Here is an 11,909-nt window from a genome sequence, read left to right as displayed (position 1 = left end):
TTCTAAGGAGCAACACATGCCTCGCATCATCAGCGTCCCAGCCCAAACCCTTCGCCTCGAGATCCGCGCTTTGCAGGAGGTTCCGGCGTCGCCGCGCGAGCCCGGATACGTTCGCGTGGATGTCGGCCGCGTGGACGATGCCGGCGCGTTCATCATCCCGCAGCAGTTCGAGACCTACGAAATTCGCGGCAAGATGTTCGAGGCGCTGGTGGGCCCGGCCGCCGAGTGGGCGCCGGACAAGCCGGACGGCACCTACCGCAACGACGATCTCTGGTACTTCATGGACCGCATCAAGGCGGCGGCCGAAGAGGCGGCGGAAGTGCAGCGCAAACTGGACCAGGTGTGACGGGTCGCGGGGCCGCATATGACGAGTGAGCTTCTTCTTCAGGCGCTGCTGATCGAGGTGCGCGCGCTGCGGCGAGCGGTCGAGGGTACGCCGGCCGCTCGGCCATCGACTGGGTTCTTCGCGCTGCTGCAAGACGTTTGGGCGCTCATGGGCGAAGGCGAGTGGACTTGTGCCGGGCTCATTCAGCACGCGCGCTCGTGCGACAACGTCGAAGCGCGGAGACTCTTGACCACGCTCGAGGAGCTGGGCATCGAAGGCGCGTACCCACTCGGGACGTTCTTGCGCTCGCGTATCGGCGTGGCGCCGAACGGGTTCGAGTTACGCCGCCTGGGGCTGGGCGTCAACCACGTGGCGCGCTGGGCTGTGCTTGCTGCCGGGCGGGGTGGGCACCATCAGCAGCAAGTGCATTGAGCCGAGCGCGGTTGCTTAGCGCCCTGCGCGCGCCTCCCTGCGGCTGATCGTTTCCATCGTCCGGCCCTGCGCTGCCCTCGAGGCCGGCGCGCGACGGGCGCTCATGGTGGGCCAGCCTTCGGCGCAGCCCTGCAACTGCCGCGCGCCGCTCGCATCGGCGCCGGCCTGTGCACGCCGCTTCGCGCGCGATGGCCCTGCCGTTTGGTGCCCTGCGCTCGCGCGAGCGGATGACCGTGTCACACCCCGCCCAGGGCTGCGCACACGCACGCCGGCCGCCCTGGTTGATCGTGCTGCCCCCGCGCGGCTCGAGGTTGGCATCAGTGACGGTTGCTCGCGCAGTGGTCCTCCCGTCGACTGGGTGCACGGCACGCGATGGCCTTGCCGATCGCTGCCGGCGCCGATGGTGGCCAGCCTTGGGCGCTGCCCCTGTCCCTGCCACTGCAGCTCGCCGCTCGCATCGGCGTCAGCCGAGGGGCACGCCGCTTCGCGCGCGATGGCCCTGCCGCCGCCCGAGAGGCGGCGCGGTGACGGGGCGCTTCGAGCTGACGCCGATCACTGCAGCGCCGCCTCATGCCAGCCACGGCGTGCGCGCCTCCGGCACCAGCTCCGTGCTGACGTCGACCGCCGGCGGCACCGCCAGAGCCTCGTGCGGGCCGATCACTGCGGCGCCGCCCCGTCCTACCGGCGCCCCGTCGGCTGTCGCCTGCGCGGCAGCGGGCTCGTCTTTGCCGATTGACACGTGCCACCCGAGCGCCCTTAATTCCGAGGTCCCTGCAGGAGACCGACATGGCAATCCCGAAGAAGGTCGCAGAGCGGCTCGTGGCCGCCGTCAAGCGTTACCAGCCTATCGTCAACGCCGCGCGGGCGCGCGACGTCGGCGAAGCGGACACCGTGACGATCGTCAAGGACATGCTCGCGGAGCTGTTCGGGTACGACAAGTACGCGGAGGTCACTTCAGAGTTCGCCATCCGGGGAACCTTCTGCGACTTGGCCGTCAAGATCGAGGGCGTGTTGCAGACGCTGATCGAGGTCAAGGCCATCGGGCTCGATCTGAAAGAGGCCCACGTGAAGCAGGCAGTTGACTATGCCGCGAACCAAGGCGTCGACTGGGTCCTGCTCACCAATGGCGTGTCGTGGCGCGTCTATCACATTGCATTCTTGAAGCCCATCGAGCAGGAGCTCGTGGTGAATATCGACTTCACCACGATCAACCCCAGGTCGGAGGCGGATCTGGAGTTGCTGTTCCTCCTCTGCAAAGAGGGTTGGCAGAAGTCGGTCCTGAACGACTACCACACTCAGCGCCAAGCTTTGTCGCGCTTCTTCGTGGGCGCGCTGCTGCTGAGTGAACCAGTGCTCGACGTGATCCGCCGCGAACTGCGCCGCGTGTCGCCGGACGTGAAGATCGACACGGACCAGATCCGCGACGTTCTTACCGCGGAAGTCATCAAGCGAGAGGTCCTCGAGGGCGACAAGGCCGATGAGGCGCGCAAGAAGATCGGGAAGGCGGCAGCCAAGGCGCTGCGCGCAATCACCGTGAGGCCAGCGAAGACCCATGGCGCGGAGTCTGGGATTCGCTTCGTGCCAGGCGAAGCGGATGGGCCGGGAGCGGGGGCGCCCGGCGAAAAGACCGCGTAGCCTGCGCGCCTCGCGCCGCGGCGTTGCGAGGCCGCGGCGCCGGGCGACGGCAGCACCGCCAGGGCCTCGTGCCAGCCATGGCGTGCGCCGGCACCAGCTCCTCGTGCTGGCCACGCGCGTGCGCCGCGGGCGGGCCGCCAGAGCTTCGTGCTGACGCCGATCACTGCAGCGCCGCCTCGTGCTGGCCACGGCGTGCGCGTCGGCGGCACCGCCAGGGCCTCGTGCTGACGTCAATCGCCGCAGCACCGCGTCGTGCTGGCCACGGCTTGCGGGCGGCAGCACCGCCAGGCACTCATGCCGGCCACGGCATGCGCCGCGGGGCGGCCACCAGAGCCTCGTGCTGACGCCGATCGCTGCAGCGCCGCCTCGTGCCAACCACGGCGTGCGCGCCGGCAGCACCACCAGGTCCTCGTACTGACGTCGATCAGCGCGGCAGCACCACCGGCTCCTCTCTCACCACCAGTCTCATGCCGACCGCATCGTGCGCCGGCCGGCAGCACCGGCAGCACCTCATGCCGACCACGGCGTGCACCGCCAGCGCCTCGTGCCGACGTCGATCGCCCGGCAGCACCACCAGAGCCGCGTGCTGGCGTCGATCGCAGCGGGCGGCCACCAGAGCCGCGTGCGCCGGCCGTGCCGCCAGCGCCGCGTGCTGGGCACGGTGCGCCGGCAGCAGCGCGAGAGCCCGTGCTGACGTCGATCGCCGCAGGCGGCCACCAGAGCGGCACCGCCGGGGCCTCTTGCCGGCCACGTGTCCGCCGGGCAGCGCCAGGGCCTCGTGCCGACGTCGATCGCCGCGGGAGATAGTGGCGCCAGCTCCACAACCGGCGCCTGCTGTTTATCGCAAAGCCGCCATGATGCTGGCCAGTGTGCCCAGGAGCGTGATCAGCCACATGCTGGCCGCGTACGGATGCGCCGCGCCCCAGGTTCTAACTTTGCGCAGTGCCCGACGCCAGCGGGGGTAGTCGAGCCGGCCGCCTTCCTCCCAAAAGCTCAGGTCCTCTAGGTCCGTCCGCATCGACAGGCCCCAGTATTTTGCTTTCCAGACCTTCCAGAGATGGCGCATCAGTGGATATTGCAACAGCGCGTCGAGCAGCGACCGCCGCTCAGGCGCTAAATTAAAGGTGGATTTTTTGTTGGGTACATAAGAGAAACAGGCCGCAAAGGCCCGTGTTTCCTAGTGTCCTGGCGGAGAGGGCGGGATTCGAACCCGCGGAGGGCTATGAACCCTCACACGCTTTCCAGGCGTGCGACTTAAACCGCTCATCCACCTCTCCTGCGAAGCCCGCCATTGTAGCAGCGGGCCGCCCGCTTTCCGGCCGCGTCACGCCACTTTCGCGCTGGCACGCCGCGCCTGCTGCGGGTTGGCGAGCATGGACAGCAGCAGGTTGACGTCCGCTGGCTTGACCATGTGGAAATCGAACCCCGCCTTGGCCGAACGGGAGCGGCTCTCCGCCTCGCCGTAGCCGGTGAGCGCGATCAGCAGCGCATCGCGCGACCCCGGCTGCAGGCGCAGGCGGTGCGCGACCTCGAAGCCGTTCATGCCCGGCAAGCCGATGTCCAGCAGCACGACGTCGGGCCGGAACTGCTCGGCGATCTGCAGCGCACTCATGCCTTCGTTGGCCACCTTGACCTCGAAGCCTTCCATCTCCAGCAGCGTCATCAGCGTCTCGGCCGACGCCGCCAGGTCGTCGACGACCAGGATCCGGCCGGGCGCCTTGCCGCGCGAAATGCTTTCGCGGCCGTCCGTCGCCACCGTGACCGCCTCGGCGGCCGGCGCCGGGCGGGCCGGGAGGTAGACCTCGACCTCGGTGCCGGTCCCGGGCCCGTCGCTGTGGGCAGCGACGCGCCCGCCATGGAGCTCCACCAGGTGCTTGACCAGCGTGAGGCCGATGCCCAGGCCGCCCTGGGACCGGTCCAGCGACTGGTCGCCCTGGGCGAACAGGTCGAAGATGTGGGGCAGGAAGGCCGGCTCGATGCCGGAGCCCTCGTCGCGCACGGAGATCTTCAGCTCGCCGGCGAAATAGGTCGCTGTGAGGGCGATCCGGGTGTTGGGCCCGGAGAATTTCGACGCGTTGTTGATCAGGTTGGCCAGCACCTGCGCCAGCCGCACCGCATCGCCGTCGAGCTCGATCTCCTCGGGTGGCAGCTGCACCGACAGCAACTGGTCACGGCCGGCCACCCGCGGCGAACTGCCTTCCACGGCCCGGTCGACCAGTTCGCGCAGCGTCAGCCGCTCCGGCTTGACCACGACCTTGCCCTGCACGATCCGCGACACGTCGAGCAGGTCGTCGATCAGCCGCGCCATGTGGTCCGCCTGGCGGCCGATGACGTCGCGCGCCCAGTTCATGGTCAGCTGCGTCACGTCCCCGCCCTGCATGATGTGCACGGCATTGCGGATCGGCGCCAGCGGATTGCGCAACTCGTGCGCCAGCATCGCCAGGAACTCGTTCTTGCGACGGTCGGCCTCCTGCACGGCGAAGTACAGGCGGGCGTTCTCCATCGCGATCGAGGCGCGGCTCACCACTTCCTTGGCGAGCGCGAGCCGTGGCGCATCCATCCTGTCTGCGTCCGCCACCAGCACCACGGCGCCGCGCGAGCGGTCGCCGCCCAGCAGGGGGCAGAACGCCATCGCCTGGCGGCCATCGCGCCGCAGTTCGAACTGGCGCGACTCCATGACGCGCGCCAATGCCGCGCGCAACCCCTCCGGAAGCGGGTCGCTGGCATCGGGCGGCGCCGGATGGGTTTCGATTCGCGCCAGGCTGCCATCGGGATTGGCGAGCGCCAGCACGGCGCGATCCCCCAGCATGGGCACCGCCACCTCGAACAGGGCCCGGATCGTGTCGTCGAGGTCGAGCGAGCGCGCGAGCAGCTGGCTCGCCTCGGCCAGGTAGTCGGCGCGGTGGATGGCTTCCTCGGCGGCGGCACGCGCCGCTTCGGACCGCGCCAGCGCCTCCCGCGCGGCGGCCTGCACCTGCAGCTGCCGGTTCATCCGGAACAGCTCGACGAAGACGCGGATCTTCGAGCGCAGCACCTCCGGCACCACCGGCGACGGGATGTAGTCGACCGCACCCAGCGCATAGCCGCGCTTGGCCTGCACCTCGTCGACGTAGGCCGTGATGAACACGATCGGCGTCTGCGCGGACTTCTTGTACTGCCGGATCAGCCCCGCCGTCTCCAGGCCGTCGATGTCCGGCATGTTGACGTCGAGCAGGATGACCGCGAACTCCATCTCGAGGATGTAGGCCAGCGCCTCCTTGCCCGAGCGGGCACTGACGATGTTCTGCCCCAGCTCGTCCAGGATGGTCCGGAAGACGACATGCTTTTCGGGCAGGTCGTCCACCACCAGGATGTTGACCTGCTCCTGTTCCGGCGGCGGGGCGGCGTTCGATTCCAACCGGGGGCTCACTGGTGCAGCCACGCGCGCAGGACGGCCAGCAGGTCCTGCGTGTTGACCGGTTTCGACAGGTAGTCCCAGGCGCCCGCCTCGATGCACTTCTCGCGGTCGCCCTTCATGGCCTTGGCCGTCACGGCGATCATCGGAAGGTCCTTGCCGGCCGGCAGCTTGCGGATCTCCTTCATGGTGGCCATGCCGTCCATCTCGGGCATCATGATGTCCATCAGCACGACCTCGATCTGCGGATCGGAGGCCACCCGGCTGATCGCATCGCGGCCGTTGTCGGCCCACACGATGTCCATCCCGTGCTCTTCCAGCACCGTGGCCAGCGCGAAGATGTTGCGCATGTCGTCGTCCACGATCAGCACGCGCTTGCCGGCCAGCGGCTTGGTCGACTCGTGCACGTTGTTGATCAGCGCGCGCTTGGCTTCCGGCAGCCGGGCCAGGCTGGCATGCAGCGCCAGCAGCGCGTTGTCGAACAACTTCGGCACGGTGTGCGCTTCGCGCACCGTGATGGCGTCGTCGGAGTGCCACGCCACCTTGCCCGCATCCTTGCCGCCGCCGCGGTACACCACCAGCGGCAGCGGGCCCAGGTCGGCCTGCGCGGCCAGCAGCCCATGGCACTCGTGCGGGTCGATGCCCGGGAAGCCGTCCTCCACCACCACGCAATCGAAGCTGTCGTCCTCCAGCGCTTCCACCAGTTTCTCGCCGCTCTTGACGACGGTCGGCCGGATCTGCTCGTCCTCCAGCTGCGCCAGCAGCTCGCGCCGCGCAGCGGTGTCGCGCAAGGCCACCAGCACCCGTTTCTCGGAGCGGGCCAGGTAGGACTGCAGCTTGTCGAGCATCGCGTCCAGCACTTCCTTGGACTGGATCGGCTTCTCGACGAAGGCCATCGCCCCCGAGCGGAACGCGCGCTCCTTCGAGTCGTCGGTGGAAATCACGCACACCGGCATGTGGCGCACGCCGAGGTCGTGCTTGATGCGGTCCAGGACGCGCCAGCCTTCCATGTCCGGCAGGTACATGTCCAGCGTGACGGCCGACGGCTTGTACTGGGAAGCGAGCGTCAGCGCGCCGGCGCCCATCGAGGTGACCAGGCCCTTGAAGCCCTTGGCCCGTGCCGCGTCGAGCAGGAAGCGGGCGAACGCCAGGTCGTTCTCGACGATCAGCAGGACCATGTCGCCTTGCTGGATCGTGTCGCGGTCGTCGTTGGCCTCGTTGAGCACGGCGCCGCTGTCCTCGGGCGCCGCCGGGGTCGCGTCCACCACCTCCGGCTCGGACCGGGGCGTGCGCTTCATGCCGGGCAGGCCCGGCAGCGTGTAGTCGGCGCGCGACTCCGGCGACTGCGCCACGCGGCGCGCCGCCCGCGTGCCCGAGTAGACGAGCGGCAGGTACAGCGTGAAGGTGCTGCCCTGTCCCGGCGCGCTGGCGAGCCGGATCTCGCCGCCCAGCAGCTTCGAGAGTTCCCGGCTGATGGCCAGCCCCAGGCCGGTCCCGCCGTACTTGCGGCTGGTGGAGCCGTCGGCCTGCTGGAACGCCTCGAAGATGATCTGCTGCTTGTCGCCCGAGATGCCGATGCCGGTGTCCGACACGGCGAATGCCAGCACCTGCTGCGCGCGATTGAGGTCCTCGTTGTCCGGTGACCAGCCGCTGAACACTTCCTCGATGGCCAGCGTGACGTGGCCCTGGTGCGTGAACTTGAAGGCGTTCGACAGCAGGTTCTTCAGGATCTGCTGCAGGCGCTTGACGTCGGTGACCATCGAGGTCGGCAGGTTCATGCCGGTGTGGATCATGAAGTCCACGCTCTTGGCCTCGGCGACGTGGCGGAACGTGCGTTCCACGTACAGCTGCAGGTCGGACAGGCGCAGGTCGTTGACGTCGACCACCACGGTGCCGGATTCGATCTTGGACAGGTCCAGGATGTCGTTGATCAGCATCAGCAGGTCGTTGCCGGACGAGTGGATCGTCTTGGCGAATTCGACCTGCTTGGCCGTGAGGTTCCCGTCCGGGTTCTTCGACAGCTGGTCCGACAGGATCAGCAGCGAGTTCAGCGGCGTGCGCAGCTCGTGCGACATGTTGGCCAGGAACTCGGACTTGTACTTGGAGGTCAGCGCCAGCTGCTTGGCCTTGTCTTCCAGTGCCTGCCGCGCCTGCTCCACTTCCTGGTTCTTGCGCTCCACCTCGTGGTTCTGGTGCACCAGCAACCGTGCCTTCTCCTGCAGCTCCTCGTTGGTCTGCTGCAGTTCCTGCTGCCGGCTCTGGAGTTCCTGCGCCAGCGACTGCGACTGGGTCAGCAGGTCCTCGGTCCGCATGTTGGCCTCGATCGTGTTGATCACGATGCCGATCGATTCGGTGAGCTGGTCCAGGAAGGCCTGGTGGGTCGGGTTGAAGCGTTCGACCGAGGCCAGTTCCACGACCCCGCGGACCTGGCCCTCGAAGATGATCGGCAGCACCAGCACGTTCAGCGGCTGCACCTCGGTGAGGCCCGAGGCGATCTTCAGCGTTTCCGGGATCGACGACGTCAGCAGGATCTTCTTCTTGTCGTACGCGCACTGGCCGACCAGGCCCTGGCCGAGCTCCAGCTCCTTGCCGTACGAACCGTGGCCGTCAGACGCGTAGCTGGCCATCAGGCGCAGCTTGGGCTGCTCGTGGGTGTACCGCAGCACGTAGAACTCGGCCTGCTGCGCGCCCACCACCGGCGCCAGCTCGGACAGGATCAGGTGACCCACCGCCACCAGATCCTTCTGGCCCTGCAGCATCCGCGAGAACTTGGCCAGGTTGGTCTTGAGCCAGTCCTGCTCCGTGTTCAGCTGCGTGGTGTCCTTGAGGTTGCGGATCATCTCGTTGATGGTGTCCTTCAGCGCCGCCACCTCGCCCAGCGCCTCCACCGTGATCGACCGGGTCAGGTCGCCCTGCGTCACGGCGGTCGCCACCTCGGCAATGGCCCGCACCTGCGTCGTCAGGTTCGCCGCCAGCTGGTTCACGTTCTCGGTCAGGCCCTTCCAGGTTCCCGCGGCGCCCGGCACCTTCGCCTGGCCGCCCAGCTTGCCTTCCACGCCCACCTCGCGGGCCACGGTCGTCACCTGGTCGGCGAACGTGGCCAGCGTGTCCGTCATCGAGTTGATGGTGTCGGCCAGCGCGGCGATCTCGCCCTTGGCCTCCACGGTCAGCTTCTGGTCGAGGTCGCCGTTGGCCACCGCGGTCACCACCTTGGCGATGCCGCGCACCTGCGAAGTGAGGTTGCCGGCCATGAAGTTCACGTTGTCGGTCAGGTCCTTCCAGGTGCCCGCGACGCCCTGCACGTCTGCCTGGCCGCCCAGTTTCCCTTCGGTACCCACTTCCCGCGCCACCCGCGTCACTTCCGAGGCGAACGACGAGAGCTGGTCCACCATGGTGTTGATGGTGTTCTTCAGCTCCAGGATTTCGCCCTTCACGTCCACCGTGATCTTCTTGGACAGGTCGCCGGCCGCCACCGCCTTGGTCACGTCGGCGATGTTGCGCACCTGGGACGTCAGGTTGCCGGCCATGAAGTTCACGTTGTCCGTGAGGTCCTTCCAGGTGCCGGCCACGCCCTGCACGTCGGCCTGGCCGCCCAGCTTGCCCTCGGTACCCACTTCCCGGGCCACCCGGGTCACTTCCGAGGCGAACGACCGCAGCTGGTCCACCATGGTGTTGATGGTGTTCTTCAGCTCCAGGATCTCGCCCTTCACGTCCACCGTGATCTTCTTGGACAGGTCGCCCGTGGCCACTGCCTTGGTCACGTCGGCGATGTTGCGGACCTGGGCTGTCAGGTTGCCGGCCATGGAGTTCACGTTGTCCGTGAGGTCCTTCCAGGTGCCGGCGACGCCCTGCACGTCGGCCTGGCCGCCCAGCTTGCCTTCGGTACCCACTTCCCGCGCCACCCGCGTCACTTCCGAGGCGAACGATCGCAGCTGGTCCACCATGGTGTTGATGGTGTTCTTCAGCTCCTGGATCTCGCCCTTCACGTCCACCGTGATCTTCTTGGACAGGTCGCCGGCCGCCACGGCCTTCGTCACTTCCGCGATGTTCCGCACCTGGGCCGTGAGGTTCGAGCCCATCGAGTTCACCGAGTCGGTCAGGTCCTTCCAGGTGCCGGCCACGCCTTGCACGTCGGCCTGGCCGCCCAGCTTGCCTTCGGTGCCCACTTCTCGCGCCACCCGCGTCACTTCCGAAGCGAACGAGGAGAGCTGGTCCACCATGGTGTTGATGGTGTTCTTCAGCTCCAGGATCTCGCCCTTCACGTCCACCGTGATCTTCTTGGACAGGTCGCCGGCCGCCACGGCGGTCGTCACGTCGGCGATGTTGCGCACCTGAGAGGTCAGGTTGCCGGCCATGAAGTTCACCGAGTCGGTCAGGTCCTTCCAGGTGCCGGCAACGCCCTGCACGTCGGCCTGGCCGCCCAGCTTGCCCTCGGTACCCACTTCCCGCGCCACCCGGGTCACTTCCGAGGCGAACGATCGCAGCTGGTCCACCATGGTGTTGATGGTGTTCTTCAGCTCCAGGATCTCGCCCTTCACGTCCACCGTGATCTTCTTGGACAGGTCGCCGGCCGCCACGGCCGTCGTCACTTCCGCGATGTTCCGCACCTGGGCCGTCAGGTTCGAGCCCATCGAGTTCACGGAGTCGGTCAGATCCTTCCAGGTGCCGGCCACGCCCTGCACCTCGGCCTGGCCGCCCAGCTTGCCTTCGGTACCCACTTCCCGGGCCACCCGCGTCACTTCCGAGGCGAACGATCGCAGCTGGTCCACCATGCTGTTGATGGTGTTCTTCAGCTCCAGGATCTCGCCCTTCACGTCCACCGTGATCTTCTTGGACAGGTCGCCGGTGGCCACCGCCTTGGTCACTTCGGCGATGTTGCGCACCTGGGCCGTGAGGTTCGAGCCCATCGAGTTCACCGAGTCGGTGAGGTCCTTCCAGGTCCCGGCCACGCCTTGCACGTCGGCCCGGCCGCCGAGCTTGCCTTCGGTACCCACTTCCCGGGCCACCCGGGTCACTTCCGAAGCGAACGACCGCAGCTGGTCCACCATGGTGTTGATGGTGTTCTTCAGCTCCAGGATCTCGCCCTTCACGTCCACCGTGATCTTCTTGGACAGGTCGCCGGCCGCCACGGCCGTCGTCACTTCGGCGATGTTCCGCACCTGCGCCGTCAGGTTCGACGCCATGAAGTTCACCGAGTCCGTGAGGTCCTTCCAGGTGCCGGCCACGCCCTGCACGTCGGCCTGGCCGCCCAGCTTGCCTTCGGTGCCGACCTCCCGCGCCACCCGGGTCACTTCGGCCGAGAAGGTCCCCAGCTGCTGCACCATCTTGTTGATGATCATGGCGGTGCGCAGGAATTCGCCTTCCAGAGGACGGCCGTCGGCTTCGAGCGCCATGCTCTTGGACAGGTCGCCCTGGGCCACGGCACCGATCACGCGCGCCACTTCCGAAGTCGGGTGGACCAGGTCGCCGATCAGCGAGTTGATCGAGTCGGCGGAATCGCGCCAGAACCCGCTCGAGTTGGGCACCGAAGCCCGCTCCCTGAGCTTGCCTTCCTTGCCGACGACCTTGGACAGCCGCGCCAGTTCATGCGACATGCGAAGGTTTTCCGCCACGACGTCGTTGAACGCATCGGCCACCTTGCCGAAGACGCCGGTCCAGTCCTGCGGCAGCTGCGCGGCCCGGTTGCCCTTCTTGAGGTCGCTCAACGCGGCCAGCACGGTGCGCGTGTGCTCGGACAGCAGGTCGACCTCGTCCAGGATTGCGTTCACGCAGGCGACGTCGCTTTGCCAGAAGCCGGTGAGCTTCTCGTCGCCGATCCGCTTGGTCTTCCCGTTGGTGCGCACGGTGGCATCCAGCCCCCTCAGCTTCTGCGAGGTGCGCGTCGTCTGGGCGCTCAGTTCGTTGAATTCGCCCGCGATCTTGCCGTACACGCCGTCCCATTCGGTCGGCAGCGTCACGCCGCTCTCCCCGCGCCGGAAGGCGCCGAGGGCCCGGAGCACCTGCCGCAGCTCGCTGTCGCGTTGATCAACCGAAGGCAATTTCGCCACTACTTCCATGCTGTCCCCCTACTGAGCAACACGCCGCCGGAGCACGATCGGGCACCAGCCGGCACGGCAATAAATC

General features: G+C 67.7%; 8 protein-coding genes and 1 tRNA gene. 4 read left to right on the top strand and 5 right to left on the bottom strand.

What is annotated here, in order from left to right; translation table 11 throughout:
- The first annotated feature begins 16 nt into the window (after positions 1-16).
- Together RAMLITH_RS01695 and RAMLITH_RS01690 are read left to right on the top strand one after the other, a co-directional pair.
- Positions 17-346 carry a hypothetical protein gene (locus RAMLITH_RS01695; RefSeq protein WP_168105595.1) on the top strand — a complete coding sequence of 110 codons (330 nt, stop codon included), beginning with the start codon at positions 17-19 and terminating at the stop codon, positions 344-346.
- An 18-nt stretch (positions 347-364) separates the two neighbouring features.
- The gene (locus RAMLITH_RS01690) at positions 365-757 is read left to right on the top strand and encodes a hypothetical protein (RefSeq protein ID WP_168105594.1); all 393 of its coding nucleotides are present in this window, start codon (positions 365-367) and stop codon (positions 755-757) included.
- 568 nt (positions 758-1,325) lie between these two features.
- On the opposite strand, the gene RAMLITH_RS01685 is transcribed toward RAMLITH_RS01690, so the two are convergent.
- Entirely contained in the window at positions 1,326-1,496 is a 171-nt protein-coding gene (locus tag RAMLITH_RS01685; RefSeq protein ID WP_168105593.1) for a hypothetical protein, read from the bottom strand.
- A 47-nt stretch (positions 1,497-1,543) separates the two neighbouring features.
- Here RAMLITH_RS01685 and RAMLITH_RS01680 point away from each other — a divergent pair, with 47 nt between their 5' ends.
- Positions 1,544-2,392, top strand: coding sequence for a type I restriction enzyme HsdR N-terminal domain-containing protein (locus tag RAMLITH_RS01680; RefSeq protein WP_168105592.1), 849 nt, complete (start codon positions 1,544-1,546; stop codon positions 2,390-2,392).
- A 526-nt stretch (positions 2,393-2,918) separates the two neighbouring features.
- Positions 2,919-3,086, top strand: a complete 168-nt coding sequence (locus tag RAMLITH_RS01675; RefSeq protein WP_168105591.1) for a hypothetical protein — start codon at positions 2,919-2,921, stop codon at positions 3,084-3,086.
- Between the two features lie 144 nt (positions 3,087-3,230).
- Here RAMLITH_RS01675 and RAMLITH_RS01670 read toward each other — a convergent pair whose 3' ends face one another.
- From RAMLITH_RS01670 to RAMLITH_RS01655, 4 genes are all read right to left on the bottom strand, one after another.
- Entirely contained in the window at positions 3,231-3,458 is a 228-nt protein-coding gene (locus RAMLITH_RS01670) for a hypothetical protein (protein WP_168105590.1), read from the bottom strand.
- Between the two features lie 120 nt (positions 3,459-3,578).
- Positions 3,579-3,669, bottom strand: a tRNA-Ser gene (locus tag RAMLITH_RS01665).
- Between the two features lie 47 nt (positions 3,670-3,716).
- Complete coding sequence (locus RAMLITH_RS01660) at positions 3,717-5,789, bottom strand: hybrid sensor histidine kinase/response regulator (protein WP_168105589.1); 2,073 nt, start codon at positions 5,787-5,789, stop codon at positions 3,717-3,719.
- 8 nt (positions 5,790-5,797) lie between these two features.
- Positions 5,798-11,743 (bottom strand): HAMP domain-containing protein, encoded by a 5,946-nt coding sequence (locus RAMLITH_RS01655; protein ID WP_337786090.1) that lies wholly within the window; start codon positions 11,741-11,743, stop codon positions 5,798-5,800.
- Between the last annotated feature and the right edge of the window lie 166 nt (positions 11,744-11,909).

This window comes from Ramlibacter lithotrophicus, from assembly GCF_012184415.1.
Classification (GTDB): domain Bacteria; phylum Pseudomonadota; class Gammaproteobacteria; order Burkholderiales; family Burkholderiaceae_C; genus Ramlibacter; species Ramlibacter lithotrophicus.
Note: the sequence above shows the minus strand (reverse complement) of the source record. Positions and strands in the feature narration are given on the sequence as shown.

Coding starts and splice junctions, on each gene's coding strand:
- RAMLITH_RS01670 (WP_168105590.1), bottom strand. CDS start 3,458: ATGCGCCATCTCTGGAAGGTCTGGAAAGCAAAATACTGGGGCCTGTCG.
- RAMLITH_RS01680 (WP_168105592.1), top strand. CDS start 1,544: ATGGCAATCCCGAAGAAGGTCGCAGAGCGGCTCGTGGCCGCCGTCAAG.
- RAMLITH_RS01695 (WP_168105595.1), top strand. CDS start 17: ATGCCTCGCATCATCAGCGTCCCAGCCCAAACCCTTCGCCTCGAGATC.
- RAMLITH_RS01690 (WP_168105594.1), top strand. CDS start 365: ATGACGAGTGAGCTTCTTCTTCAGGCGCTGCTGATCGAGGTGCGCGCG.